Source organism: Aquamicrobium sp. (assembly GCF_023954335.1).
Lineage (GTDB): Bacteria > Pseudomonadota > Alphaproteobacteria > Rhizobiales > Rhizobiaceae > Aerobium.
This window is the reverse complement of record NZ_JAMLIE010000007.1, coordinates 17,026-41,522: the sequence shown is the minus strand read 5'-3', so window position 1 is coordinate 41,522 and position 24,497 is coordinate 17,026. Positions and strand designations below refer to the sequence as shown.

Annotated in this window: 27 protein-coding genes and 1 tRNA gene; 18 read left to right on the top strand and 10 right to left on the bottom strand. The window is 66.9% G+C overall.

The window, feature by feature from the left end; translation table 11 throughout:
• Nucleotide 1: 1 nt before the first annotated feature.
• Nucleotides 2–340 (bottom strand): P-II family nitrogen regulator, encoded by a 339-nt coding sequence (locus M9945_RS22155; protein WP_367931718.1) that lies wholly within the window; start codon nt 338–340, stop codon nt 2–4.
• Nucleotides 341–529: 189 nt separating this feature from the next.
• On the opposite strand from M9945_RS22155, the gene M9945_RS22150 reads away from it, so the two are divergent.
• Nucleotides 530–2,044: an NAD(P)H-hydrate dehydratase gene (locus tag M9945_RS22150; RefSeq protein ID WP_367946268.1), complete on the top strand. Its 1,515-nt coding sequence runs from the start codon at nt 530–532 to the stop codon at nt 2,042–2,044.
• Here M9945_RS22150 and M9945_RS22145 read toward each other — a convergent pair.
• The 5 genes from M9945_RS22145 to M9945_RS22125 form a co-directional block, all read right to left on the bottom strand.
• Entirely contained in the window at nt 2,039–2,845 is an 807-nt protein-coding gene (locus M9945_RS22145) for a DUF72 domain-containing protein (protein ID WP_367946267.1), read from the bottom strand. The two genes, M9945_RS22150 and M9945_RS22145, sit on opposite strands and share 6 nt — an antisense overlap.
• 64 nt (nt 2,846–2,909) lie before the next feature.
• A complete protein-coding gene (locus tag M9945_RS22140; protein ID WP_367946266.1) occupies nt 2,910–3,536 on the bottom strand; it encodes a glutathione S-transferase family protein in 627 nt (208 codons plus the stop codon).
• A 44-nt stretch (nt 3,537–3,580) separates the two neighbouring features.
• Nucleotides 3,581–6,505 carry an excinuclease ABC subunit UvrA gene (gene uvrA / locus M9945_RS22135; protein WP_367946265.1) on the bottom strand — a complete coding sequence of 975 codons (2,925 nt, stop codon included), beginning with the start codon at nt 6,503–6,505 and terminating at the stop codon, nt 3,581–3,583.
• A 265-nt stretch (nt 6,506–6,770) separates the two neighbouring features.
• The gene (locus tag M9945_RS22130) at nt 6,771–7,253 is read right to left on the bottom strand and encodes a hypothetical protein (protein ID WP_367946264.1); all 483 of its coding nucleotides are present in this window, start codon (nt 7,251–7,253) and stop codon (nt 6,771–6,773) included.
• Nucleotides 7,250–7,912, bottom strand: coding sequence for an outer membrane protein (locus M9945_RS22125; RefSeq protein WP_367946263.1), 663 nt, complete (start codon nt 7,910–7,912; stop codon nt 7,250–7,252). The genes M9945_RS22130 and M9945_RS22125 overlap by 4 nt, the downstream gene beginning before the upstream one ends.
• A 300-nt stretch (nt 7,913–8,212) precedes the next feature.
• On the opposite strand from M9945_RS22125, the gene ssb reads away from it, so the two are divergent.
• Nucleotides 8,213–8,749, top strand: coding sequence for a single-stranded DNA-binding protein (gene ssb, locus M9945_RS22120; RefSeq protein ID WP_367946262.1), 537 nt, complete (start codon nt 8,213–8,215; stop codon nt 8,747–8,749).
• Nucleotides 8,750–8,859: 110 nt separating this feature from the next.
• On the opposite strand, the gene M9945_RS22115 is transcribed toward ssb, so the two are convergent.
• Nucleotides 8,860–9,489, bottom strand: a complete 630-nt coding sequence (locus M9945_RS22115) for a MarC family protein (RefSeq protein ID WP_367931454.1) — start codon at nt 9,487–9,489, stop codon at nt 8,860–8,862.
• A 426-nt stretch (nt 9,490–9,915) separates the two neighbouring features.
• On the opposite strand from M9945_RS22115, the gene gyrA reads away from it, so the two are divergent.
• A complete protein-coding gene (gene gyrA, locus M9945_RS22110) occupies nt 9,916–12,669 on the top strand; it encodes a DNA gyrase subunit A (RefSeq protein ID WP_367931461.1) in 2,754 nt (917 codons plus the stop codon).
• Here the strand turns inward: gyrA and M9945_RS22105 are convergent, their stop codons facing one another.
• On the bottom strand, nt 12,670–12,804 hold the full coding sequence (locus M9945_RS22105) for a hypothetical protein (RefSeq protein WP_367931453.1): 135 nt from the start codon (nt 12,802–12,804) through the stop codon (nt 12,670–12,672).
• Nucleotides 12,805–13,116: 312 nt separating this feature from the next.
• Here M9945_RS22105 and coaD point away from each other — a divergent pair, with 312 nt between their 5' ends.
• From coaD to tgt, 6 genes are read left to right on the top strand one after another with little or no spacing between them, the layout of a single operon-like run.
• Nucleotides 13,117–13,617, top strand: coding sequence for a pantetheine-phosphate adenylyltransferase (coaD, locus tag M9945_RS22100; RefSeq protein ID WP_367931452.1), 501 nt, complete (start codon nt 13,117–13,119; stop codon nt 13,615–13,617).
• Nucleotides 13,618–13,634: 17 nt separating this feature from the next.
• Nucleotides 13,635–14,228, top strand: a complete 594-nt coding sequence (locus M9945_RS22095) for a peptidylprolyl isomerase (RefSeq protein ID WP_367946261.1) — start codon at nt 13,635–13,637, stop codon at nt 14,226–14,228.
• Between the two features lie 17 nt (nt 14,229–14,245).
• Nucleotides 14,246–14,719, top strand: coding sequence for a peptidylprolyl isomerase (locus M9945_RS22090; RefSeq protein WP_367946260.1), 474 nt, complete (start codon nt 14,246–14,248; stop codon nt 14,717–14,719).
• 22 nt (nt 14,720–14,741) lie between these two features.
• A complete protein-coding gene (locus M9945_RS22085; protein ID WP_367946259.1) occupies nt 14,742–15,191 on the top strand; it encodes a DMT family transporter in 450 nt (149 codons plus the stop codon).
• Nucleotides 15,191–16,267, top strand: coding sequence for a tRNA preQ1(34) S-adenosylmethionine ribosyltransferase-isomerase QueA (gene queA / locus M9945_RS22080; RefSeq protein ID WP_367946258.1), 1,077 nt, complete (start codon nt 15,191–15,193; stop codon nt 16,265–16,267). The genes M9945_RS22085 and queA overlap by 1 nt, the downstream gene beginning before the upstream one ends.
• Nucleotides 16,264–17,394 (top strand): tRNA guanosine(34) transglycosylase Tgt, encoded by a 1,131-nt coding sequence (gene tgt, locus M9945_RS22075; RefSeq protein WP_367946257.1) that lies wholly within the window; start codon nt 16,264–16,266, stop codon nt 17,392–17,394. The genes queA and tgt overlap by 4 nt, the downstream gene beginning before the upstream one ends.
• Before the next feature lie 55 nt (nt 17,395–17,449).
• Here the strand turns inward: tgt and M9945_RS22070 are convergent, their stop codons facing one another.
• Both M9945_RS22070 and M9945_RS22065 read right to left on the bottom strand, forming a co-directional pair.
• A complete protein-coding gene (locus M9945_RS22070; protein ID WP_367931446.1) occupies nt 17,450–17,767 on the bottom strand; it encodes an antibiotic biosynthesis monooxygenase in 318 nt (105 codons plus the stop codon).
• Between the two features lie 45 nt (nt 17,768–17,812).
• Nucleotides 17,813–18,259 (bottom strand): hypothetical protein, encoded by a 447-nt coding sequence (locus M9945_RS22065; RefSeq protein WP_367946256.1) that lies wholly within the window; start codon nt 18,257–18,259, stop codon nt 17,813–17,815.
• Between the two features lie 424 nt (nt 18,260–18,683).
• Here M9945_RS22065 and hemP point away from each other — a divergent pair, with 424 nt between their 5' ends.
• The 9 genes from hemP (at nt 18,684) to nusG (ending at nt 24,496) form a co-directional block, all read left to right on the top strand.
• The gene (gene hemP, locus M9945_RS22060; protein WP_367931460.1) at nt 18,684–18,839 is read left to right on the top strand and encodes a hemin uptake protein HemP; all 156 of its coding nucleotides are present in this window, start codon (nt 18,684–18,686) and stop codon (nt 18,837–18,839) included.
• Nucleotides 18,840–18,865: 26 nt separating this feature from the next.
• Nucleotides 18,866–19,762, top strand: a complete 897-nt coding sequence (locus M9945_RS22055; RefSeq protein WP_367946255.1) for a hemin ABC transporter substrate-binding protein — start codon at nt 18,866–18,868, stop codon at nt 19,760–19,762.
• A gap of 14 nt (nt 19,763–19,776) precedes the next feature.
• Nucleotides 19,777–20,868, top strand: a complete 1,092-nt coding sequence (locus M9945_RS22050) for a FecCD family ABC transporter permease (protein WP_367946323.1) — start codon at nt 19,777–19,779, stop codon at nt 20,866–20,868.
• Nucleotides 20,869–20,880: 12 nt separating this feature from the next.
• Nucleotides 20,881–21,669 (top strand): heme ABC transporter ATP-binding protein, encoded by a 789-nt coding sequence (locus M9945_RS22045; RefSeq protein ID WP_367946254.1) that lies wholly within the window; start codon nt 20,881–20,883, stop codon nt 21,667–21,669.
• A gap of 111 nt (nt 21,670–21,780) precedes the next feature.
• Nucleotides 21,781–22,956: an elongation factor Tu gene (tuf, locus tag M9945_RS22040; RefSeq protein ID WP_367946253.1), complete on the top strand. Its 1,176-nt coding sequence runs from the start codon at nt 21,781–21,783 to the stop codon at nt 22,954–22,956.
• A gap of 104 nt (nt 22,957–23,060) precedes the next feature.
• Complete coding sequence (locus M9945_RS22035) at nt 23,061–23,351, top strand: hypothetical protein (protein WP_367946252.1); 291 nt, start codon at nt 23,061–23,063, stop codon at nt 23,349–23,351.
• A 22-nt stretch (nt 23,352–23,373) separates the two neighbouring features.
• A tRNA-Trp gene (locus tag M9945_RS22030) sits at nt 23,374–23,449 on the top strand.
• Between the two features lie 277 nt (nt 23,450–23,726).
• The gene (gene secE, locus M9945_RS22025; protein ID WP_367931379.1) at nt 23,727–23,930 is read left to right on the top strand and encodes a preprotein translocase subunit SecE; all 204 of its coding nucleotides are present in this window, start codon (nt 23,727–23,729) and stop codon (nt 23,928–23,930) included.
• A 26-nt stretch (nt 23,931–23,956) separates the two neighbouring features.
• Nucleotides 23,957–24,496: a transcription termination/antitermination protein NusG gene (gene nusG / locus M9945_RS22020; protein ID WP_367946251.1), complete on the top strand. Its 540-nt coding sequence runs from the start codon at nt 23,957–23,959 to the stop codon at nt 24,494–24,496.
• Nucleotide 24,497: the final 1 nt, after the last annotated feature.

Here is a 24,497-nt window from a genome sequence, read left to right as displayed (position 1 = left end):
TTCAGATGGCGTCGTTTCCGGTCTCGCCGGTGCGGATGCGCACGACTTCCTCGACATTGGTGACGAAGATCTTGCCGTCGCCGATGCGGCCCGTCTGCGCCGCCTTGCGGATCGCCTCGATGGCGGCCTCGACCGCGTCGTCCGGCAGGACGACCTCGATCTTCACCTTGGGCAGGAAGTCGACGACATATTCGGCGCCGCGATAGAGCTCCGTATGTCCCTTCTGGCGTCCGAAGCCCTTCGCCTCGGTGACGGTGATGCCCTGGAGCCCGACTTCCTGCAGGGCTTCCTTGACCTCGTCGAGCTTGAACGGCTTGATGATCGCCTCGATCTTTTTCATGTGGTGGCGGCCTCCGATTGGGTGAGACATGCGGGACGAACCCGTCTCGCACTATTGAAAGCAGGAACCGTGCCAAACTGGCCGACACGGAACCGTGGAAGGAAAAGCGTTGTTTGCCGCGCTCCTTTGCCGGGAGCGGAAGGTTCTGGCAGGGTTGCGCACGCATCGCACAGTAGAGGCAGGTCAATTATGATGCAATCTGCACAAAAATCAGGCACAGGGCTGGAGGTGCTGACGCCGGCGGAAATGGCCGAGGCCGACAGGCTGGCCGCCGAGATCGGTCCGAACGACGGTTACGGCCTGATGCGCAACGCCGGCGCCGCCATCCTGCGCGCGGTGCTGACGCGCTATCCGCAGGCGCAGGGCTTCGACGTGCTGTGCGGGCCGGGCAACAATGGCGGCGACGGTTACGAGGTGGCACGGCTGCTTCACGAGGCCGGCATGCCCGTCGCGGTCTGGCGCGAAGGCCGGCCCCGGCCCGGCAGCGACGCGGAGCGGGCCGCCGGCCGTTGCCCCGTCGCGCCGCGGCCGCTCGACGATTTCGCGCCGCAGCCGGGCGGGGTGGTGATCGACGCGCTCTACGGGGCCGGGCTCGCCCGCGCCCTCGACGGCGCGGCGGCGCTGGCGGCGGAACGCTGCCGCGCGGCCGGCGCGGCGGTCATCGCCGTCGACCTGCCGTCAGGCCTGTCGGGCGAGAGCGGCAGGGCTGTGGGCGCGGTGTTCGCGGCGGACCTCACCGTCACCTTCTTCCGCCTTAAGCCGGCGCATCTGATCGAGCCGGGCAGGGCGCTGTGCGGCGAGGTGGCGCTGGCCGACATCGGCATTCCCGACGCCGTGCTTGAGACAATCGCGCCGAAAACCTTCCGCAACCTGCCGGCACTGTGGTCGGCGGCGCTGCCGCGCCCGCGGCGCGACCAGCACAAATATTCGCGCGGCCATGTCGCGGTCCTTTCGGGCGGTCCCTCCTCGACCGGCGCGGCGCGGCTCACGGCGCTCGCCGCCGCGCGCATCGGCGCCGGCGCGGTCAGCATCTGGTCTCCGGGCAACGCGCTCGCCGTCAACGCCGCGCACCTGACCTCGATCATGGTCCGCAAGGTGGACGCGCCGGACGGCCTCGCCGCCGCGTTCGAGGCGCGGCGGCCCGACGCCATGGTGATCGGCCCTGGCTTCGGCCTCGACCGGCCGCTGCGCGAAACGGTGATCGAGGCACTGAGGCTAACGGGGAAAAGGGCGCTCGTCCTCGACGCCGACGCGCTGACCGCCTTCCGCGACGCGCCGGACGCGCTCTTTGCCGCCATCGCGGCCTCGGAAGCCAATGCGGTGCTGACTCCGCATGAGGGCGAATTCGCGCGGCTTTATCCCGATCTCGCCGCCGACGAAGGCCTGTCGAAGCTCACCCGCGCACGGGCAGCAGCGGCGCGCGCCGGCGCGGTCGTGATCCTGAAAGGCCCGGACACCGTCATCGCCGCGCCGGACGGCCGCGCCGCGATCAACGAGAACGGCTCGCCATGGCTGGCGACCGCCGGCTCGGGCGACGTTCTCGCCGGCATGGTCGCCGGGCTGTGCGCGCAGAAGATGCCGGCCTTCGAGGCCGCTTGCGCTGCTGTCCGGCTACACGCCGAGGCGGCATCGCGCTTCGGGCCGGGGCTGATCGCCGAGGACCTGCCCGGCCTCCTGCCCGCCCTGCTGCGCGAGCTGTTATGAATCGACGCGCTTTTGCAGCGCCATCGCGCCGAAGGGCGCGCGCGATTTGCCCTCGGTGATGAAGTAGACGAACACGTCACGCTTCTTCTTCGCCGCCGTGACGGAAGCGTCGGCATAGGGCAGGTCGCCCGGCTGGCCGCCGGCCGCCCATTCCTTCGCCCGCAGGGCCCAGCCGTCGAGCTCGCGTTCCGGGTAGCAGTTCGCGTTGTCGTCGCTGCCGCGCTGCAACCGCGCATAGACGAAATCGCCGGTCACGTCGGCGATCTCGGGATAGGCCGCATGATGGGCGTAGACGATCGCTGCGCCATGTTTGCGCGCCAGCGCGACGAACTCGGGCACGTTGAAGCTGTCGTGGCGCACTTCCAGCGCATGGCGCAGCGACACGCCGGCCTGCTTCGCCGGCAGCACCTTCAGGAATCCCTCGAAATCGGCGGCGTCGAACTTCTTGGTCGGCGCGAACTGCCACAGGATCGGGCCGAGCTTGTCACCCAGCTCCGCCACGCCGGAATCGAGAAACCGCTGCACGGACTCGCCGGCTTCCGCCAGCACCCGGCGGTTGGTGGAAAAGCGGATCGCCTTCAGCGAGAAGACGAAGCCGTCCGGCGCGTCCGCCGCCCATTTGGCGAAGGTTTCCGGCTTGAAGGTCGAGTAATAGGTGCCGTTGACCTCGATGGTCTTCACCTGGCCGGCGGCATGGCGAAGCTGCTTCGCCTTGGCCAGCTTGTCGGGATAGAAGGTTCCCTCCCACGGCTCGAAGGTCCAGCCGCCCATGCCGGCGCGGATTTCTCCTGCTGCGCTCATGTGAACCTCCTCCTTGCATCCTTGCCGGTCATCGACGCCTTGGCGGGTCCCGGCGCAACCCGTTTCATGCCGGCGGCACGAAGGGCTGCGAGATCTCGCGGAACACCGGCATCGCCTCCAGCGCCTCGCAATGGGCGGCGAGCGCCGGATACGCGGCAAGGTCGGCGAGATCGGGGTGGGAATCGCGCATGTGGCGCAGCGAGGCGGCCGCCGCGATGTCGGCATGGCCGATCCGCGCGCCGAACCAGTACGGCCCGGCACGGCCGGCGCGGTCGGCCTCAAGCGCGGCGAGTGTGCCGCGAATCTGCGCGAGGCACCGGCTCTCCCAGCTTGCCGAGGCGGTCTCGTGCGGCCGGCGCTCGTAGAACAGGCTGACCGTCTTGTCGGCGATGCCGCTTGCCAGCGCCGCCACCTTAAGCGACTCGCGGCGGGCCGGACCGGCGCGCGGGTGCAGGGCACGGTCCGCGCCGGCCAGCTCGTCGAGATGGTCGAGAATGGTCGCGCTGTCGACCAGCACCTCGCCGTCGTCGAGCACCAGTGTCGGAACCCGCGTCAGCGGGTTCAGCGCCGCGATCTTCTCCGCATCGCCGAACACCGACCACGGCCGATGCTCGAACGGCATGTCGTAGAGCCGGAGCGCGATGCCGACACGCCGGACGAAGGATGAATCGTACTGGCCGATCAGGATCACGCCGAACTCCCTTTTTCCATTCGCCGGCGGGCTGGACGCAGCCTCTACTCCGCCGCTTCCCGCTTCCGTGCGCCCGGCCGCCGCTCCAGAAGCTCCTTCAGGAACTGCCCGGTATGGCTGCGCGGCTCGGCGACGATCTCCTCCGGCGTGCCGGAGGCCACCAGCTCGCCGCCGCCGTCGCCGCCGTCGGGACCCAAGTCGAGCAGCCAGTCGGCTGTCTTGATGACCTCGAGATTGTGCTCGATCACCACCACCGTGTTGCCTTGATCGACCAGCTCGTGCAGCACTTCGAGCAGCTTGGCGACGTCGTGGAAGTGAAGTCCGGTGGTCGGCTCGTCGAGGATGTAGAGCGTCTTGCCGGTGGCCTTGCGCGACAACTCCTTGGCGAGCTTGATGCGCTGGGCCTCGCCGCCCGACAGCGTCGTCGCCTGCTGGCCGACCTTGATGTAGCCGAGGCCGACCTTGTGCAGCGTCTCCAGCTTGTCGCGCACGCCGGGCACGGCGGCGAAGAACTCGACGCCTTCCTCCACCGTCATGTCGAGCACGTCGGCGATCGACTTGCCCTTGAACAGCACCTCCAGCGTCTCGCGGTTGTAGCGCTTGCCGTGGCAGACGTCGCAGGTGACGTAGACGTCGGGCAGGAAGTGCATCTCGATCTTGATGACGCCGTCGCCCTGGCAGGCCTCGCAGCGCCCGCCCTTGACGTTGAACGAGAACCGCCCCGGCTGGTAGCCGCGCGCCTTGGCTTCGGGCAGGCCCGCGAACCAGTCGCGGATCGGCGTGAACGCGCCGGTATAGGTCGCGGGGTTCGACCGCGGCGTGCGGCCGATGGGCGACTGGTCGATGTCGATCACCTTGTCGAGGAACTCCAGCCCCTCGATGCGCTCGTGCGGGGCGGGCTGCTCGCGCGAGCCCATGATGCGGCGGGAAGCCGCCTTGTAGAGCGTCTCGATCAGGAAGGTGGACTTGCCGCCACCGGACACGCCGGTGACGCAGGTGAAGGTGCCAAGCGGAATCTCCGCCGTCACGTCCTTCAGATTGTTGCCGCGCGCGCCGACGACCTTGATGCGCTTGCCCTTCTTGCCCTTGCGCCGCTCGGCCGGCACGGGCACGGCGAGCGCGCCGGACAGGTATTGCCCGGTCAGCGAGGCGGGATTGGCCATGACCTCCGCCGGCGTTCCTTTCGCGATCACCTGCCCGCCATGGATGCCGGCGGCCGGGCCGATGTCGACGACATAGTCGGCCGTCAGCACCGCGTCCTCGTCATGCTCGACGACGATGACGGTGTTGCCGAGGTCGCGCAGGTGCTTCAGCGTGTCGAGCAGGCGCGCATTGTCGCGCTGGTGCAGGCCGATGGACGGCTCGTCGAGCACGTAGAGCACGCCGGTGAGGCCGGAGCCGATCTGCGAGGCGAGGCGGATGCGCTGGCTTTCGCCGCCCGACAGCGTGCCCGAATTGCGCGACAGCGTCAGGTAATCGAGGCCGACATCGTTGAGGAAGCGCAGCCGCTCGCGGATTTCCTTCAGGATGCGCGTCGCGATCTCGTTCTGCTTGTCGGAAAGCTTCTCCGGCAGCTCGGTGAACCACCGATCCGCCTTGCGGATCGACATTTCCGTGACCTCGCCGATATGCAGGCCGCCGACCTTGACCGCCAGCGCCTCGGGCTTGAGGCGATAGCCGTTGCAGGCCGGGCAGGGCGTCGACGACATGAACCGCTCGATCTCCTCGCGCATCCACGCCGATTCCGTCTCCTTCCAGCGCCGCTCGAGGTTCGGGATCACGCCCTCGAAGGTCTTCGAGGTCTTGTAGGCGCGCACGCCGTCATCATAGGCGAACTCGATCCGGCGCTCGCCGGTGCCGTGGAGGATCGCGTTCTTCGCCTCGTCGGAAAGCTCGCGCCAGCGGTCGCCGACCTTGAAGCCGTAGACCTTGCCCAGCGCCTCCAGCGTCTGGAGGTAATAGGGCGAGGTCGACTTCGCCCACGGCGCCACCGCGCCTTCGCGCAAGCTGACATGCTCCTCCGGCACGACGAGGTCGGCGTCGATGGCGCGCTGGGTGCCGAGGCCGTCGCAGGCCGAGCAGGCGCCGAACGGGTTGTTGAACGAGAACAGCCGCGGCTCGATCTCGGGAATAGTGAAGCCCGAGACGGGACAGGCGAATTTCTCAGAGAAAAGAATGCGTTCGTGGGTTTCGTTCTTGGACTTGTTGACCGCGTCCTCGCCGGTCTGGCCTTCGGGCAGCGGCTTGTCGGCGAACTCGGCGACCGCGATGCCCTCGGCGAGCTTCAGCGCCGTTTCGAGCGAATCCGCCAGCCGCGAGGCGATGTCGCCGCGCACGACGAGGCGGTCGACCACCACGTCGATGTCGTGCTTGTACTTCTTGTCGAGCGCCGGCACGTCGGCGATCTCGTAGAAGACGCCGTCGACCTTGACGCGCTGAAAGCCCTTCTTCTGGAGCTCGGCGAGCTCCTTGCGGTATTCGCCCTTGCGCCCGCGCACGATCGGCGCGGTGATGTAGAGCCGCGTGCCTTCCTCCAGCGCCAGCACGCGGTCGACCATCTGGCTGACCGTCTGGCTCTCGATCGGCAGGCCGGTCGCCGGCGAATAGGGCACGCCCGCCCGCGCGAACAGCAGGCGCATATAGTCGTAGATTTCCGTCACCGTGCCGACGGTGGAGCGCGGGTTCTTCGAGGTCGTCTTCTGCTCGATGGAGATCGCCGGCGACAGCCCGTCGATCTGGTCGACGTCGGGCTTCTGCATCATTTCGAGAAACTGGCGCGCATAGGCCGACAGGCTCTCGACATAGCGGCGCTGGCCCTCGGCATAGATGGTGTCGAAGGCGAGCGACGACTTGCCGGAGCCGGACAGGCCGGTCATCACGATCAGCCGGTCGCGGGGCAGGTCGAGGTCGATGTTCTTGAGGTTGTGCTCGCGCGCGCCGCGAATGGAGATGAATTTGTGGTCCGCCATGACCTCTGTGCCGCCTTGGGATCGGGAAGCCGGGGCGAGAGCGCGCCAGGCAGGCTCCATATGGCGATTGCGCCTTGCCCCGTCCAGACGCCGCCGCGAAACCTTGCTCGCTTTTCGCGCTTTGCGCCGAAGATGGCAAGCGAAAAGAACAGAAAGCGAACATATTTTTGCCGCCAGCGGCGGCCGGCATCGGCCCTTGGGAGGCAGAAGGCATCACGATTTGTTGCAGCCGCCGGTCCGGCGGTTGACCCCGCGGCCCGCTGCGCTAGACTTCTTTGCGTGCCGGATGCAGCTCGCCGCCGCCGTTGTCCTCGATGCCGAACGGCGTCGGAAACGGCAGGCCGCTCGAGCGCGACGGCGCGATGGCGAAACCGGAAAGAGGAGGGAGCCATGACTCCACCGGACCAGTCGAAGAGGTTCCACCAGGACGTGGAACCGCGGCGATAGAAGCGGCATCGACGCGTCCCCGACGCGCGATGAGGCCTTCGCCGTTTCCCCTTACAATCTGACGATCGGTCGGATCATCGGGCGGCGACCCGAGACGCATCCGAAAATGAAGCCGGCTTCGTTCCGGCGCAAGGCAAGGCCGGGTGACGACCGGCAGGACGCCGAAAAAAGAAAGCCCCGTGCGCCGGAACGGCCACGGGGCATTTTCGTCGATGCGGCCGTCTTCGCTTCTTATGGGAAGCCGTGCCGCATGAAAGGGCGGAAGCGGAGATTTCTCGCCGCTCGCCGCCCGCCGCATCACCAGTGGAAGTTGACGCCAACCTTGAACGTGTGGACCCGGGTCCGCGCGCTGACCTCAAGGCCGCTATCGACCGTATAGGTACTGCGGCCGAGATCGTAATAGAGATATTCCCCCTTCGCGGACCACGCGTCGGAAAAGGCCATTTCCGCGCCCGCGCCGGCTGTCCAGCCCACCCGGGTCTTGCGCTCGCCGGCTGTTACGCCGCCCAACTCCGTCTCGATCCGCACGCTGCCAAGCCCGAGGCCTGCGGTGCCGTACAGCAGCACATTGTCGAACGCGTAGCCCGCGCGGCCACGCACCGAACCGAGCCAGCCTATGTCCGAGTTGCAGGAGTAAGTGGGAGACGGGCAAGGCGTATCGCCGTCGATATCGGCGTAGGAGAGATCGGCCTCGCCGCCGAAGACCCAGGCGCCGTTCTGGACGTTATAACCGGCCTGGACGCCACCGAAAGCGCCGCTGCCGCTATGGCTGGCGGCGCCGCCAACCACGTACTGCCAGCCGATCCGGCTGCCGGCGCCGCCGCCATGAAGGCCGACATAGAAGCCGGTCCAGTCGAAAACCGTCGGCGCGGTGGTATCCACGAACTGATCCGCGGCGCTGGCAGGGGTGGCGATCATCAGTGCCGCCGCTGCGGCACTTGCAAGAAAGTAGCTGCGCATTTTGGGGGCTCCCGCTCACTGTATTGGCGCAGCATCATCCCGCGCGCCGCCGGCGACAACGGATTCTTGAGTGTCGCGCCGTCCTCCTTCTCCGATCTGCGACAAACTGTCACATAGGCGCAACAACTGTTACCCCGATGCAACATTCCAAGCCGCCCGCTCCCTCCTCGGAAGAAGGCGGAAACGGCGATCGTGCCTGGGGGAAACGGCCGGAAAGCGCGTTCGTGCGTGGCAACGCGGCCGATTCGGGCGTATAGAGGGCGTTTCACGTAAGCGTTCGAGCTCGCGCAGGAGAGTGTGATGGCAGGCAGCGTCAACAAGGTCATTCTGGTCGGCAATCTCGGAGCCGACCCCGAGATCAGGCGCCTCAACTCCGGCGATCCGGTCGTCAATATCCGCATCGCGACCTCGGAGTCGTGGCGCGACAAGATGAGCGGCGAACGCAAGGAAAAGACCGAGTGGCACAATGTCGTGATCTTCAACGACAACCTCGCCAAGGTCGCCGAGCAGTACCTGAAGAAGGGCATGAAGGTCTATGTCGAGGGCCAGTTGCAGACCCGCAAATGGCAGGACCAGCAGGGGCAGGACCGCTACACGACCGAAATCGTGCTGCAGAAGTTCCGCGGCGAGTTGCAGATGCTCGACGCGCGCGGCGAGGGCGGCGGCGGCCAGGTCGGCTATGAGCGCGGCGGCAGCAGCGGCGGCTATCAGGGCGGTGGCGGTGGCCGCGGGTCGGATTTCGGCCAGCAGTCCGGCGGCGGCGAGCGTGGACGCGGCAGCGGCGGTGGCAGCGGTGGCGGCTATTCGCAGGACCTCGACGACGAAATCCCGTTCTGAGCCGGCAACAGCCGTGGCGCCTGCCTGACCGGCTTTCCGGTTGTGGCGCACGAAACTGAAGACGCGTCGCAAGTCTCCGGCTTGCGGCGCGTTCTCGTTTCAGGCGCCCGTCACGCCGCCGCCAGCGCCTTGATGCCGTCGGCGACGAACTGCACGGCCAGCGCGGCGAGGATGACGCCGAGCAGGCGCGTCAGGATCGAGCGGCCGGTCTCGCCGAGGAAGCGGTCGATGCGCTCCGACAGCACCAGCACGACAAAGGTGATGAGGATGCAGGCGGCGAGGATGGCGAGCAGCATCAGCGTGCCGGCGACGCCGCCGAAAGCGCTCGACAGCAGCACCGTCGCCGAGATCGCGCCGGGGCCGGCGATCAGCGGGATCGCCAGCGGAAAGGCGGCGATGTTGCGGATGTGGTCGATGGTGACCGCCTTGTCGGCGCTGCGGTTCTTGCGCTCCTGCCGCCGCTCGAAGATCATCTCGAAGGCGATCCAGAACAGGAGCAGCCCGCCGGCCACGCGGAAGGCGGGCAGAGTGATGCCGAACAGCGACAGGATCGCCGCGCCGGCGACCGCGAACACGGCCATGACGATGAAGCCGATGATCGAGGCGCGCAGACTGACCTGGAACCGCTCGGCGCGGTTCATCCCGCCGGTGAGCGCGAGGAAGAGCGGCGCGAGGCCGGGCGGGTCGATCGTCACCAGAAGCGTGACGAAGGCGTTAAGCAGCGTGTCGTAGCCGGGCATCGGTCCTCCCTGGTCCAGCCTCGATGAGGGCGACCCCGACAGGACCTTCCCGGCGAAAAGCCGTCGCCGCCCGTGCCCTGTCCGTTGGTTCGCGCGCCATCGCGGCGGCCCGAATGTCCTAGCCGAAGAAGCCCGGTTTTTCCAGCGAGGCGGCGCGCGCGAAGGCCGGGCAGGGCCCGCGGATGCCGGGCCGATTCGCGATTTTTCCCCTCCGCCGCGCTCCGAATCGCCCTCCGGCATCGCATGTGCCGCGCCGGGTCGTTACTTCCCCGTATAACACATTGAAAGAACGAAGGAAAATGGCACTGGATAATGAGGTTGCCGATTTGGAAAACCGGGCCCGGTTCCTATATAAGGGGTGAATGATTCCCAGCAGAAACGTGATCACCATTGACTGACCAGACCACGCCGCGCGGGCCGCAGGACATGCCCGAAGGTATCGAACCCATCTCCATAGTCGAGGAGATGCAGCGATCCTATCTCGATTACGCCATGAGCGTGATCGTGGCCCGCGCGCTGCCCGACGTGCGCGACGGCCTGAAGCCGGTCCACCGCCGCATCCTCTACGCCTCGCACGAGAGCGGCTATCACTGGAACCGCAAATATGTGAAGGCGGCGCGTCCGGTCTCGGACGTGATGGGTAAGTACCATCCCCATGGCGACGCCTCGATCTACGACGCCCTGGTGCGCATGGCGCAGGACTGGTCGATGCGGGTGCCGCTGATCGACGGGCAGGGCAATTTCGGCTCCATCGACGGCGATCCCCCGGCGGCGATGCGCTACACCGAGGCGCGGCTGACCAAGGTCGCCCACGAGATCCTCGAGGACATCGACAAGGACACGGTCGATTTCCAGGAGAACTACGACGGCTCGGACAGCGAGCCGAAGGTGCTGCCGGCGCGCTTCCCGAACCTTCTCGTCAACGGCTCGGGCGGCATCGCCGTCGGCATGGCGACCAACATCCCGCCGCACAATCTCGGCGAGGTCATCGACGGCGCGATCGCGCTGATCGACAACCCGGCCATCGACCTGCCCGAGCTGATGGAGATCATCCCGGGCCCCGATTTCCCGACCGGCGGCATCGTGCTCGGCCGCTCAGGCATCTATTCGGCCTATTCGACCGGACGCGGCTCGATCCTCATGCGCGGGCGCGTGCATTTCGAGGAAATCCGCAACGACCGCGAGGCCATCGTCGTCACCGAGGTTCCCTATCAGGTGAACAAGGCGTCGATGATCGAGAAGATGGCCGAGCTGGTGCGCGACAAGCGCATCGAGGGCATCTCCGACATCCGCGACGAGAGCGACCGGCAGGGCTATCGCGTCGTCGTCGAGCTGAAGCGCGACGCCAATGCCGAGGTGATCCTCAACCAGCTCTACCGCTACACGCCGCTGCAGACCTCGTTCGGCGCCAACATGGTGGCGCTGAACGGCGGCAAGCCCGAATTGATGACGCTGCTCGACATGCTGCGCGCCTTCGTCGCCTTCCGCGAGGAGGTGATCAGCCGCCGCACGAAATACCTGCTGCGCAAGGCGCGCGAGCGCGCCCACGTGCTGGTCGGCCTCGCCATCGCCGTCGCCAACATCGACGAGGTGATCCGCCTGATCCGCCGGGCGCCCGACCCGCAGACGGCGCGCGAGCAGCTGATGGAGCGGCGCTGGCCGGCCTCGGACGTCGAGGCGCTGATCCGCCTGATCGACGATCCGCGCCACCGCATCAACGAGGACGGCACCTACAACCTGTCCGAGGAGCAGGCCCGCGCCATCCTCGAATTGCGCCTCCAGCGCCTGACCGCGCTCGGCCGCGACGAGATCGCCGACGAATTGAACAAGATCGGGCTGGAGATCTCCGACTATCTCGACATCCTGTCCTCGCGTGCCCGCATCCAGGGCATCGTCAAGGACGAGCTGGTCGCCGTGCGCGACGAGTTCGGCACGCCGCGCCGCACGGAGCTCGCCGACGGCGGCGCCGACATGGACGACGAGGACCTGATCCAGCGCGAGGACATGGTCGTCACCGTCACCCACGAGGGCTACATCAAGCGCGTGCCGCTCTCGATCTACCGGGCGCAGGCCCGCGGCGGCAAGGGCCGCTCCGGCATGTCGACCAAGGACGACGATTTCGTCACCCGCCTGTTCGTCGCCAACACGCACACGCCGATCCTGTTCTTCTCCTCGCGCGGCATCGTCTACAAGGAGAAGGTCTGGCGGCTTCCGGTCGGCACGCCCCAGTCGCGCGGAAAGTTCCTGCGCAACATGCTGCCGCTGGAGGAGGGCGACCGCATCACCGCCATCCTGCCGCTGCCGGACGAGTCGGAATGGGACCGTCTCGACGTCATGTTCGCCACCACGCGCGGCACGGTTCGGCGCAACAAGCTTTCCGACTTTGCCGATGTAAAGCGCAATGGCAAAATCGCGATGAAGTTCGACGAGGAAGGCGATGCCATCCTTGCCGTCGAGACCTGCACCGACAATGACGATGTTCTGCTCACCGCATCGAGCGGCCAGTGCATCCGCTTCCCCGTTTCGGATGTCCGCGTCTTCGCCGGTCGCTCGTCTCAGGGCGTTCGCGGCATTTCGCTGGGCGAGGGCGATCGCGCTATCTCCATGACCATTCTCGGCCATGTCGAGGCTTCGCCGGGCGAGCGTTCCACTTATCTCAAGCGGTCGATCGCGGAACGTCGCACCGCGCTGAGCGAAGCTGGAGACGGCGAGGACGAGGTCACGCTGACCAACGAGGAGGTCGGCGAGGACATGGAACTGAGCGAGGAACGCTATGCCTTCCTGAAGGAACGCGAGCAGTTCGTGCTGACCGTGACTGAATACGGCTATGGCAAGCGCTCATCGTCGTATGATTTCCGAGTGATCGGCCGCGGCGGCAAGGGCATTCGCGCCACCGATGTCTCAAAAGCAACGGAGATCGGAAGCCTCGTCGCGGCGTTCCCGGTGGAGGACGGCGACCAGATCATGCTGGTTTCTGATGGCGGGCAGGTGATCCGCGTTCCGGTGCACAATATTCGCTTCGCCAGCCGCACCGCCAAGGGTGTCACCGTCTTCAATACGGCTGAAGGCGAAAAGGTCGTTTCCGTCGAGCGAATTTCCGAGCCGAATGACGAGGAAGAAGAAAACGGCGCGGACGACGTGCAGGGTGCGCCGTCCGCGCCGCCGGAGGTAGAGGGTTAATCAGCCGAAACGGTTGCCGCCGGCCGCTTGCCGCCTGGCTTCCAGGCGTGCGGCTTGCGCCTCGCTGTGAAGAGCGAAGGCGGTGGCGATCAGCATTGCCAGCGTCATGACTGCGGCGAGCATGTAGATCATCATCGTCGAGCCTCCTTCGTTTTCCAGAAACGGGCGAAACGCCGTTTCGTTTCATCTTGGCTTCAGTTATACACGCCAGCTATTAACCGTTGCTGATGGCCCCGTTCATCTGGCGTTCACCATAAGCGGCCTCCATCGCTGCAATTTCAATGGCTTAGGCGGGATCATCCGGAGCCGGGCCGCCGCCGTCCCGTTCATGTTCAGGATGTGGAAATTTTTCGCCGGACGCCGCGCATCGGGCAGTTTGGCCCGTTTGTTCGGCCCTGCCGCCGAAAACGGTTCCCACTTTCGGGCGACATGCTATAGAGCCCAACCATGACAAAGCGCATCGCCTTCTATGCGGGGTCGTTCGACCCGCTCACCAACGGCCATCTCGACGTGCTGAAGGGCTCGCTCGCCATCGCCGACGAGATCGTCATCGGTATCGGCGTTCAGGCCTCGAAGCAGCCGCTGTTCTCGTTCGAGGAGCGCGTCGCGCTGATCGAGGGCGCCGCGCGCGAGGAGATGGGCGACGACTCCGGCCGCTTGCGCATCGTCTCGTTCAGCGGCCTCCTGGTCGACATCGCGCCGCAGCACGGCGCCTCGATCCTGATCCGCGGCCTGCGCGACGGCACCGATCTCGACTACGAGATGCAGATGGCCGGCATGAACGAGACCATGGCCCCGCAGCTCCAGACCGTGTTCCTGCCGGCCAGCCCCTCCGTGCGCACGATTACCGCCACACTCGTGCGCCAGATTGCGGCGATGGGCGGCAATGTGCGGCCCTTCGTGCCGGCCAACGTCGCGGTTGCGCTGGAAGCGAAGTTCAAGTCCTGAAACCGGGAGAATTCCTTATGCGTCTTGTGAGGCTCGCCTCGTCAATTATTCCCGCTGCCATCCTTGCCGCCGGCGTGCTGGCAGGCTCCGCCGCGCTCGCTGCCGAGCCGGAGAACACGCTGATCCTCAAGCTCAAGGACGGCGACGTCGTCATCGCGCTGAAGCCGGAGGTGGCGCCTAAGCATGTCGAGCAGATCAAGGCGCTGGTGCGCGGCGGCGAATACGACAACGTCGCCTTCCACCGCGTCATCGACGGCTTCATGGCCCAGACCGGCGACGTCCAGTACGGCGACCTCGAGGACGGCTTCGACGCGCGGCGCGTCGGCACCGGCGGCTCCTCGCTCGGCGACCTGCCGGCCGAGTTCTCGAGGGAGAAGTTCGTGCGCGGCGCGGTCGGCATGGCGCGCTCGCAGAGCCCCGACTCGGCCAACTCGCAGTTCTTCATCATGTTCTCCCCCGCGCCGCATCTGGAAGGCCAGTACACCGTCGTCGGCGTCGTCGAGAGCGGCATGGACGCGGTCGACCGGATCAAGCGCGGCGACCAGCGCCAGAACGGCGTCGTCGCCGAGCCCGACCGCATCGTCTCGGCGCGCATCGCCGCCGACAATTGAGACAAAAGGAAACAGACATGGCCGAGATCAAGGACCCCGAGAACACCGTCATCATGGAGACCACCAAGGGCAGGGTGGTGATCGAGCTTCTGCCCGATCTCGCCCCCGGCCATGTCGCGCGCATCAAGGAACTGGCGCGCGAGAACTTCTATGACGGCATCGTCTTCCACCGTGTCATCGACGGCTTCATGGCCCAGACCGGCGACCCGACGGGCACCGGCATGGGCGGCTCCGACAAGCCGGACCTGAAGGCCGAGTTCTCCAACATGAGCCATGTGCGCGGCACCTGCTCGATGGCGCGCTCGCAGAACCCGAACTCCGCCAACTCGCAGTTCTTCATCTGCTTCGAGGACTCGCCGTGGCTGAACCGGCAGTATTCGGTCTGGGGCCAGGTCGTCGAGGGCATGGAGAACATCGACAAGATCAAGCGCGGCGAGCCGGTGCGCGATCCCGACTCGATCGTCACCATGCGCGTCGCCGCCGACGTCTGACGGGCCGGGGCGAGGGGCGACGATGGCGGGGCTGTTCTGGCCGTTGCTCGGCATTCTCGCCGGCGCGTGCGTCGCCACGCAGGCCCCGATCAATGCCGAGCTGAGCAGGGGGCTCGGCCTGCCGGTGGCCGCCGCGGCGGCCTCCTTCCTTTCCGGCGCGATCATCCTCGCCGTCGTCACAGCCACCGTCACGCAGTTCCAGGGCGTTTCCCTCAACTGGCGCGCGCCCGCGCCGTGGCTGTTCGTCGTCGGAGGCGCGTTGGGCGCCGCGTTCGTCACCAGCAACATCATCCTGATCCCGCGCGTCGGCGCGGCCGCGACCATGGCCTTCGTCGTCGCAGGCCAGCTCATGGCCGGCATGCTGCTCGACAGGATCGGCTTCCTGGGGATGGCGGTGCGCGAGATCACGCTCGGCCGCGTCACCGGCGCGGTCCTGCTGCTCGTCGGCGCGTTGCTGATCCGGTTTTCCTGATGCGCGTCGACCTGTTCGATTTCGACCTGCCGGAGGACCGGATCGCGCTGCGCCCGGCCGAACCGCGCGACGCGGCAAGGCTGCTTCTCGTCAGGCCGGGAGAAGCGCTTGAGGACCGCGTGGTGCGCGATCTTCCCGGCCTGCTCAACCCCGGCGACGCGCTCGTCTTCAACGACACCAGGGTCATTCCCGCCCAGCTGACCGGCCTGCGCCAGCGCGGCGACGCTGTGGCGCAGGTCGACGCCACGCTGCACATGCGGATCGGTGCCGACCGCTGGAAGGCGTTCGTGCGCCCGGCCAAGCGCCTTGCCGAAGGCGACCGCGTCCAGTTCGGCGGTGCCGGCAATGCCTGCCTCGCCGGCTCGCTCGACGCCACCGTGGTCGAGAAGGGCGAGGCGGGCGAGGTGACGTTCGCCTTCGACCTCGCCGGGCCAGCGCTCGACGAGGCGCTGCATGCGGTCGGCCATGTGCCGCTGCCGCCCTATATCGCCGCAAAGCGCGCGGAGGACGCGCGCGACCTGACCGACTACCAGACGATCTATGCCCGCGACGAGGGCGCGGTCGCCGCGCCCACCGCAGGCCTCCACTTCACGCCGGAGCTGTTCGCCGCGCTCGACGCCGCCGGCATCGAGCGCCATTTCGTGACGCTGCATGTCGGCGCCGGCACCTTCCTGCCGGTCAAGGCCGACGACACGGACGATCACCGCATGCATGCCGAGATCGGCCATGTGCCGGCCGCGACCGCCGCCGCGCTCAACGCGGTCAAGGCGCGGGGCGGGCGCATCGTCTCTGTCGGTACCACCTCGCTTCGATTGATGGAAAGCGCCGCCGGCGAGGACGGGACGTTGCATGCATGGTCGGGCGCGACCGAGATCTTCATCACGCCGGGCTACCGCTTCCGCACCGCCGACATGCTGATGACCAATTTCCACCTGCCGCGCTCGACGCTGTTCATGCTGGTGTCGGCCTTTTGCGGGCTGGAGACGATGCGCGCGGCCTATGCCCATGCGATTGCCGGCGGCTACCGCTTCTATTCCTACGGCGACGCCAGCCTGCTTTACCGGAGCGAGGCATGAGCGAGACGTTCTCCTTCCGCATCCTCGCCACCGATGGCGATGCAAGGCGTGGCGAGGTCTCGATGCCGCGCGGCACGATCCGCACGCCGGCCTTCATGCCGGTCGGCACCGGCGGCACGGTCAAGGCCATGTATATGGACCAGGTGCGCGAGGCCGGCGCCGACATCATCCTCGGCAACACCTACCACCTGATGCTGCGCCCCGGGGCGGAGCGCGTGGCGCGGCTCGGGGGCCTGCACGACTTCGCCCGCTGGCCGTGGCCGATCCTCACCGATTCCGGCGGCTTCCAAGTGATGTCGCTGGCGCAGCTGCGCAAGCTGAACGAGAGCGGCGTCACCTTCCGCTCGCATATCGACGGCGCGAAATACGAGATGACGCCGGAACGCTCGATCGAGATCCAGGGTCTGCTTAATTCCGACATCCAGATGCAGCTCGACGAATGCGTGGCGCTGCCGGCGAAGCCGAAGGAGATCGAGCGGGCGATGGAGCTGTCGCTGCGCTGGGCCGAGCGCTGCAAGGCCGCCTTCGGCGACCAGCCGGGCAAGGCGATGTTCGGCATCGTCCAGGGCGGCGACGATGCCGCCTTGCGCCGACGCTCGGCCGAGGCGCTGACGGCGATGGATTTGAAGGGCTACGCCGTCGGCGGGCTGGCCGTCGGCGAGCCGCAGGCGGTGATGCTCGCCATGCTGGAGGCGACGTGCCCCGTACTGCCCGAGGACAAGCCACGCTACCTGATGGGCGTCGGCACGCCCGACGACATCCTGAAGTCGGTCGCGCGCGGCATCGACATGTTCGACTGCGTGATGCCGACGCGCGCCGGCCGCCACGGCCTCGCCTTCACCCGGCGCGGCAAGGTCAATCTGCGCAACGCCCGCCACGCCGACGACCCGCGCCCGCTCGACGCTGAAAGCGACTGCCCGGCAGCCCGTGATTATTCGCGCGCCTATCTCCACCACCTCGTCCGCTCCGGCGAGGCGCTGGGCGCGATGCTGCTGACCTGGAACAACCTCGCCTATTACCAGAGCCTGATGGCCGACATCCGCGCCGCCATCGAGGCCGGCCGCTTCACTGAGCGCGCCGCCGCGATAACGGAAGGCTGGGCGAGGGGAGACATTCCCGCACTCTGAAAAAGCAAAGGCCCGGCGGATGCCGGGCCTCGACGCGGGAAGATGGCGGAAAGGCTTACGCCCCCTGCACCACCGAAAAGCCCTCGAACTGGGGATGGCCCATATAGGTGACCGCGCGGCCGCCGCCGGCGTTCCTGTGCGCATCGCGAAAATTCTGCGACTTCGTCCACGCCTCGAAATCGTCCTTGGTCTCCCAGACGGTGTGCGAGGCGAAGAGGGTGTAGCCCTCGTCCTCGTTGACCGGGCCGCGCAGGAGCTGGAACTCGCGGAACCCCTTCATTTCGGGCAGCTTCGAATCGCGCCCCTTCCAGATGGCCTCGAATTCCTCTTCCGAGCCGTTTTTCACCTTGAAGCGGTTCATGGCTATGAACATGGCGGTCTTCCTTTCATGCGTTCGATAGGGAGTGTTGACGGTGATCTAGACGCCGAACACGACCTGCGTGCGGGTCTGCGGCTTCAGTTGCTCGATGCAGGCCTTCGGCTCGATGGCGGGCCCGGCACATTCGGTGCTGTCGTTGATGAGGACGCGGCCGACCTTGGTGCAGTCGATGCCGGAGAAGTCGAACTGGCGCACCTTGGTCTTGCCCTGCGGCAGGTCCTTGAAATCGACCACGGTCAGCCGGCTGACCTTGCCTTCGGTGTCGAACAGGACGAGCTCGAACGCGGCCTTGGTCAACTCGCTGCCGAGCCCGTTGGTGGCGATGAAGGTGAAGCGGCAGCCGCGGTCGCTCGGCTGGAGCGCGTTCAGCTCGACTGTGAGGACGGCGTCCTGCGCCGCCTCCTGCGCATGCACGCCGAAGGGCGCGATGGCCGCGGCCGCGATGCCGGTGCCGAGAAGAAGCTGGCGGGAGAATGTCTGAAGCATGGTCCTTGCCTCCGGTCCGTCGATTTTGCGCCGCCGCGGGCGACACCCTGTCCGGCCCTCTGCCGGCCGGGTCGAATAGTAGAGTATTTCTCACAGGTTTATCGAAAGCTCTCTTATGTCCGGCCGCGCGCTTTGTAAACGATAACCGTGGCCCGCATCGCGCGCCCGGATGATGGCCGTTCCGGCGCGCGGGCAGGGGCGCCGCCATTGTCGCATCCGTCGAAAACAAATGTTGTCCGATCGACTCCGGTATTGCGCTTCCGCTTAAACCTGATAATTAGTGTCAAGAAATTGGACGGGCCTCCAGCCAGCCATTCTAGCACCACCAAGGCATGCACGACCGGACAACGAAAGGAACGGTACTGTGAACAGCTACACTCCCTTCTCCCATGCGTCCTTCCGCCGCTCCTCGCCCACCGATGCGGTGCGCGAGTACACGCCGCGCCCCCAGGAGCGCACCGTGCGGGTGGTGACGAGCGAATCGCTCTTCCGCGGCACCCACGAGATTGGTATTGAGCATTCGGGATCGATGTACCGGCTCAAGATCACGCGTCAGGGCAAGCTGATCCTGAACAAGTAGAAGTGCCAGAGACGTCGGGAAAGACCATGACTTCCAGCAAATGGCTGCGCGCGGCCGCATCGGGTCTGGCGGCGGCCGGGTTCGCGGGCCTTTCGCTTCTCGGCGCCGCATGGGCCGGGGACGAGGGCTACGACACCTCGCGCGTGGTCTCGGTCGGCGGCTCGCTGACGGAAATCGTCTATGCGCTGGGCGAGGAGGAGCATCTGGTCGCCCGCGACTCGACGAGCGTTTTCCCGGCGGAAGCCAACGAATTGCCCGACATCGGCTATATGCGGGCGCTGTCGCCCGAAGGCGTGCTGTCGATCAACCCGAGCGTGATCATCCTGCTCGAGGGGAGCGGCCCGCCTGAAACGCTCGAGGTTCTCGGCAAGGCCTCCGTTCCGCTCGTTACCGTGCCGGACCGCTTCGACCGCGAGGGCATCGTCCAGAAGATCGGGATCGTCGGCGACGTGCTCGGCGTCGCGGACAGGGCGGAAAAGCTGGCGGCTGAAGTCTCGGCCGACATCGACGCCGCCCGGGCGCTGACCGCCGACGTCAAGGACCGCAAGAAGGTGCTGTTCGTGCTGTCGCTGCAAGGCGGGCGCGTGCTCGCCTCCGGCACCGGCACGGCCGCCGACGGCATCATCGGCATGGCCGGCGGCGTCAACGCCGTCACCGGCTATTCCGGCTACAAGCAGCTTTCCGACGAGGCCCTGATCGAGGCCGCGCCCGACGTGATCCTCGTCATGGATCGCGGCGGCGACCACCAGACGCAGGCCGGCGAGCTTCTCGCCCATCCGGCGATCGCGGCGACGCCCGCCGCCGCCAACAAGAAGGTCGTGCGCATGGACGGCGCGTTCCTGCTCGGCTTCGGTCCCCGCACCGCAGCGGCCGCGCGCGAACTCGCCGGCGCGCTCTATGGCGACGCCATCGGCGCGCACTGAGTGCGGCGATGCAGATGCTGCTGCGGATGATCGGCGCGCAACGCATGGACGGTCCCGTCCTCGACGGTGACCGTTCGGCACGCGCACGCACGGCTATCGGCGTCCTCGCGCTCGCCCTGGTCGTCGTTTCGCTGTTCAGCCTGACCACCGGTGCGTCGGATGCCTCGGCGTGGGACGTTCTCGCCGGCTGGTTCTCGCCCGACGAGTCCGCGCTTTCCGCCCGCGACCGCATCATCGTCTATGACATCCGCCTGCCGCGCGTCGTCCTCGGCATCCTGATCGGGGCGGCGCTCGCCGTCTCGGGCGCGGTCATGCAGGGCCTGTTCCGCAATCCGCTCGCCGACCCGGGCATCGTCGGCGTCTCCGCCGGCGCGGGGCTGGGCGCCATCATCGTCATCGTGCTCGGATCGACCGTACTCGCGCCCCTGATGGCGCTTCTCGGCATCTATGCCCTGCCGTTCGCTGCCTTTCTCGGCGGCCTCGGCACGACGCTGGTGCTCTATCGCGTCGCCACCCGGCACGGCCGCACCTCCATCGCCACCATGCTGCTCGCCGGCATCGCACTCGGCGCGATGGCCGGGGCGTTCTCCGGCGTCCTCGTCTACATCGCCGACGACCGCCAGCTTCGCGACCTGACCTTCTGGGGGCTGGGCTCGCTGGCCGGCGCGACATGGTCGAAGATCGCCGCCGCCGGGCCGATCATCCTCGCGGCGCTGGTCGCGGCCCCGTTCATGGCGCGCTCGCTCAACGCCATGGCGCTGGGAGAAGCGACGGCCCACCATCTCGGCATCCCGGTCCAGCGGTTCAAGAACGTCGCCATCGTCTCGGTCGCCGCCGCCACCGGCGCGTCGGTCGCGGTCTCGGGCGGCATCGGCTTCGTCGGCATCGTCGTGCCGCACCTCCTGCGCCTGCTGATCGGGCCGGACCACCGCTATCTTCTGCCCGCCTCGGCGCTCCTCGGCGCATCGCTGCTTCTTCTCGCCGACGCGGTCAGCCGCACCATCGTCGCCCCGGCGGAACTCCCCATCGGCATCGTCACCGCCGCCGTCGGCGCGCCCTTCTTCCTGTGGATATTGCTGCGCCGGCGCGGCATCCTAGATCTGTAAGGGGAGCGGACGATGATCGAGGCGGAGAAGGTTTCGGTATCGCTCGGTGCCAAGCGCATCCTGCACGACATCGATTTCGTCGCGGAGCCGGGCGAGGTGACGGCCATCGTCGGCCCCAACGGTTCCGGCAAGACCACCTTCCTGAAAGCACTCTCGGGCGACCTCAAGTCGACCGGCACCATCCGGCTGAACAGCCGCGACATGCGCGAGTTGAAGCCGTGGCAGGCGGCTGCCTTGCGCGCCGTCCTGCCGCAGGCGACCTCGCTGTCCTTTCCCTTCACCGTGCGCGAGATCGTGCGACTCGGCATCGTCGGCGGCCGCTCCGGCGCGCTGGCCGGGGAGGCTGAGCGGCTGCCGGAGCGCGCGCTGGCGCGGGTCGACCTCGAAGGCTTCGCCGGCCGCTTCTATCAGGAGCTTTCCGGCGGCGAGCAGCAGCGCGTCCAGCTCGCGCGCGTGCTGTGCCAGGTCTGGGCGCCGGTGCTCGACGGCGAGCCGCGCTGGCTGTTCCTCGACGAGCCGGTGTCGAGCCTCGACATCAAGCACCAGCTCGTCATCATGAAGATCGCGCAGGATTTCGCCGCGCGCGGCGGCGGCGTGGTGGCGATCCTGCACGACCTCAACCTGACGTCGATGTTCGCCGACAAGGTGACGGTGATGAGCCGGGGCAGGGTGGCCGCCACGGGCACTCCCGTGGACGTTTTCACGGACGACCTCTTCCACCGCGTGTTCGAATGCCGCCTGAAAGTCGGCGTGCTGCCGGCGACGGACGTGCCTTTCATCCTGCCGCAATCGGCCTCCTGAGCCCGCCGCCTTTCCGCCCCCGGGGCGACAAAAGGCTTGTCTTTTACGGCGCCAGTCGCTAAGCGCGCGCCATCCGCATGCAAAGCATCCAACGCGCCAAAGGGAATTCAGATGGCCAAGGGTAAGTTTGAGCGTAACAAGCCGCACGTTAACATTGGCACGATTGGTCACGTTGACCATGGGAAGACGTCGCTGACGGCGGCGATCACGAAGTATTTCGGTGATTTCCGTGCGTATGACCAGATCGACAACGCGCCTGAGGAGAAGGCGCGCGGCATCACGATCTCGACGTCGCATGTCGAGTACGAGACGGAAGCGCGGCACTACGCGCATGTCGACTGCCCGGGCCACGCGGACTATGTGAAGAACATGATCACGGGTGCGGCGCAGATGGACGGCGCGATCCTGGTGGTTTCGGCGGCCGACGGCCCGATGCCGCAGACGCGCGAGCACATTCTTCTGGCGCGCCAGGTCGGCGTTCCGGCGATCGTGGTGTTCCTGAACAAGGTCGACCAGGTCGACGACGCGGAGCTTCTGGAGCTGGTCGAGCTCGAGGTTCGCGAGCTTCTGTCGTCCTACGAGTTCCCGGGCGACGACATTCCGATCGTCAAGGGTTCGGCGCTGGCCGCGCTCGAGGATTCGAACAAGGAGATCGGCGAGGACGCGGTTCGCGAGCTGATGGCCGAGGTCGACCGCTACATCCCGACGCCGGAGCGTCCGATCGACCAGCCGTTCCTGATGCCGATCGAGGACGTGTTCTCGATCTCGGGCCGCGGCACGGTGGTGACGGGTCGCGTCGAGCGCGGCATCGTCAAGGTCGGCGAGGAAGTCGAGATCGTCGGCATCCGCCCGACGACGAAGACGACCTGCACGGGCGTCGAGATGTTCCGCAAGCTGCTCGACCAGGGCCAGGCGGGCGACAACATCGGCGCGCTGCTGCGCGGCGTCGACCGCGAGGGCGTGGAGCGCGGCCAGGTTCTGGCCAAGCCCGGCTCGGTCAAGCCGCACACCAAGTTCAAGGCCGAGGCCTACATCCTGACGAAGGAGGAGGGTGGCCGTCACACGCCGTTCTTCACCAACTACCGTCCGCAGTTCTACTTCCGCACGACGGACGTGACGGGCATCGTGACGCTGCCGGAAGGCACGGAGATGGTGATGCCGGGCGACAACGTGACGGTCGACGTCACCCTGATCGTGCCGATCGCCATGGAGGAGAAGCTCCGCTTCGCCATCCGTGAAGGCGGACGTACCGTCGGCGCCGGCATCGTCGCATCCATCACGGAATAAAAAGAGCAAGGCTCTTTCGAACGGAACGGGCGGCCCATCGGCCGCCCGTTTTGCATTTGCCCGCTTATCGGCCATGATGGGGAATGGGCAGGCTTTGGGGGCGAATGCTGGTTGCCGCGATGCTCGCTGTGCCGCTGCCGGGAACGGCGGCGGCACAGGTGCGGGCGACGGACGATTCGTCCGTCGGCGCGTCCTGTCCCGAGCGCCCCGCCTGCCGGGGCTGCGGCTGCCGCGGCGGGCCGGGCTATCGCGGTCCCGACGGGCGCTGCGTCGGCTTTCGCGAGCTGGCGCGCATTTGCGGCACGCCGCCGGAGCGGCGCTGCGTGTTCGAAAATGCGCCCGGCACCGGGCTGAACCGCGAATGCGCTCTTGCGCCGCGCCAAAAGAAGAAATAGGAAGGCCCCACGCCAACGGTGCAGGGGTATAGCTCAGTTGGTAGAGCGGCGGTCTCCAAAACCGCAGGTCGCGGGTTCGAGCCCTGCTGCCCCTGCCACTCCTCTTTCCGACGCCACTTCTCTTCCCGACGATTGCAGCCGGCGTCTTCTTCCATCAACGCTCTTGCATAAGCCGCCGTTCGGCTCTATGTAGGGTTCGGACGCGAGGCGCGTGGGGCCGGGATTCGGCTTTACGCGCCTGAATTGCATGGCTGTAGATAACTCGAAACCCATGATGATTCGCGTGTCTGCGTGGAATGCGCGGCAATCGTGAAGCCGTTTCATGCATAAATTTCAAGGCTCCGGGCAACACGGGGCAATCCAGAAGAGCGGCAGATGGCGTCCAAGACATCCAATCCCTTCGTCTTCCTACAGCAGGTGCGCAGCGAGACGGCGAAGGTGACGTGGCCCACGCGGCGCGAAACCATGATTTCGACGATGATGGTGATGGCGTTCGCCTGCCTCGCTGCGATCTTCTTCTTTGCGTCCGACCAGGTGATGGCCTTCGCCATCGAACTGATTCTCGGCATCGGCCGCTAACGCCGCGACTACGGGGAATGCTGCACATGACTGCGCGGTGGTACATCGTCCACGCCTACTCGAATTTCGAGAAGAAGGTTGCCGAGGACATCGAGAACAAGGCCCGCCAGAAGGGGCTTTCCGACCAGATCGAGCAGATCGTGGTCCCGACCGAGAAGGTCGTCGAGATCCGCCGCGGCAAGAAGGTCGACGCCGAGCGCAAGTTCTTCCCGGGCTACGTTCTGCTCAAGGCCAAACTGACCGACCAGGTCATCAGCCTCGTCAAGAACACCCCGCGCGTCACCGGCTTTCTCGGCGAGGACCCGCGCACGGCCAAGCCCGTGCCGATCTCCGAGAAGGAGGCGCAGCAGATCCTGCAGCAGGTCCAGGAAGGCGTCGAGCGGCCGAAGCCGTCCGTGACCTTCGAGATCGGTGAGGCGGTGCGCGTGTCCGACGGCCCGTTCGCCTCGTTCAACGGCACGGTGCAGGAAGTCGACGACGAGCGCTCGCGCCTCAAGGTCGAAGTGTCGATCTTCGGCCGCGCCGTGCCGGTCGATCTGGAATTCGGTCAGGTCGAGAAGGGCTGAC

What these genes read in the sequence shown, in the direction of transcription:
- M9945_RS22155 (WP_367931718.1), bottom strand. Translation starts at nt 340, where the DNA reads ATGAAAAAGATCGAGGCGATCATCAAGCCGTTCAAGCTCGACGAGGTC.
- M9945_RS22150 (WP_367946268.1), top strand. Translation starts at nt 530, where the DNA reads ATGATGCAATCTGCACAAAAATCAGGCACAGGGCTGGAGGTGCTGACG.
- M9945_RS22145 (WP_367946267.1), bottom strand. Translation starts at nt 2,845, where the DNA reads ATGAGCGCAGCAGGAGAAATCCGCGCCGGCATGGGCGGCTGGACCTTC.
- uvrA (WP_367946265.1), bottom strand. Translation starts at nt 6,505, where the DNA reads ATGGCGGACCACAAATTCATCTCCATTCGCGGCGCGCGCGAGCACAAC.
- M9945_RS22125 (WP_367946263.1), bottom strand. Translation starts at nt 7,912, where the DNA reads ATGCGCAGCTACTTTCTTGCAAGTGCCGCAGCGGCGGCACTGATGATC.
- ssb (WP_367946262.1), top strand. Translation starts at nt 8,213, where the DNA reads ATGGCAGGCAGCGTCAACAAGGTCATTCTGGTCGGCAATCTCGGAGCC.
- M9945_RS22115 (WP_367931454.1), bottom strand. Translation starts at nt 9,489, where the DNA reads ATGCCCGGCTACGACACGCTGCTTAACGCCTTCGTCACGCTTCTGGTG.
- gyrA (WP_367931461.1), top strand. Translation starts at nt 9,916, where the DNA reads ATGCCCGAAGGTATCGAACCCATCTCCATAGTCGAGGAGATGCAGCGA.
- M9945_RS22105 (WP_367931453.1), bottom strand. Translation starts at nt 12,804, where the DNA reads ATGATGATCTACATGCTCGCCGCAGTCATGACGCTGGCAATGCTGATC.
- coaD (WP_367931452.1), top strand. Translation starts at nt 13,117, where the DNA reads ATGACAAAGCGCATCGCCTTCTATGCGGGGTCGTTCGACCCGCTCACC.
- M9945_RS22095 (WP_367946261.1), top strand. Translation starts at nt 13,635, where the DNA reads ATGCGTCTTGTGAGGCTCGCCTCGTCAATTATTCCCGCTGCCATCCTT.
- M9945_RS22090 (WP_367946260.1), top strand. Translation starts at nt 14,246, where the DNA reads ATGGCCGAGATCAAGGACCCCGAGAACACCGTCATCATGGAGACCACC.
- M9945_RS22085 (WP_367946259.1), top strand. Translation starts at nt 14,742, where the DNA reads ATGGCGGGGCTGTTCTGGCCGTTGCTCGGCATTCTCGCCGGCGCGTGC.
- queA (WP_367946258.1), top strand. Translation starts at nt 15,191, where the DNA reads ATGCGCGTCGACCTGTTCGATTTCGACCTGCCGGAGGACCGGATCGCG.
- tgt (WP_367946257.1), top strand. Translation starts at nt 16,264, where the DNA reads ATGAGCGAGACGTTCTCCTTCCGCATCCTCGCCACCGATGGCGATGCA.
- M9945_RS22070 (WP_367931446.1), bottom strand. Translation starts at nt 17,767, where the DNA reads ATGTTCATAGCCATGAACCGCTTCAAGGTGAAAAACGGCTCGGAAGAG.
- M9945_RS22065 (WP_367946256.1), bottom strand. Translation starts at nt 18,259, where the DNA reads ATGCTTCAGACATTCTCCCGCCAGCTTCTTCTCGGCACCGGCATCGCG.
- M9945_RS22055 (WP_367946255.1), top strand. Translation starts at nt 18,866, where the DNA reads ATGACTTCCAGCAAATGGCTGCGCGCGGCCGCATCGGGTCTGGCGGCG.
- M9945_RS22050 (WP_367946323.1), top strand. Translation starts at nt 19,777, where the DNA reads ATGCTGCTGCGGATGATCGGCGCGCAACGCATGGACGGTCCCGTCCTC.
- M9945_RS22045 (WP_367946254.1), top strand. Translation starts at nt 20,881, where the DNA reads ATGATCGAGGCGGAGAAGGTTTCGGTATCGCTCGGTGCCAAGCGCATC.
- tuf (WP_367946253.1), top strand. Translation starts at nt 21,781, where the DNA reads ATGGCCAAGGGTAAGTTTGAGCGTAACAAGCCGCACGTTAACATTGGC.
- M9945_RS22035 (WP_367946252.1), top strand. Translation starts at nt 23,061, where the DNA reads ATGCTGGTTGCCGCGATGCTCGCTGTGCCGCTGCCGGGAACGGCGGCG.
- secE (WP_367931379.1), top strand. Translation starts at nt 23,727, where the DNA reads ATGGCGTCCAAGACATCCAATCCCTTCGTCTTCCTACAGCAGGTGCGC.
- nusG (WP_367946251.1), top strand. Translation starts at nt 23,957, where the DNA reads ATGACTGCGCGGTGGTACATCGTCCACGCCTACTCGAATTTCGAGAAG.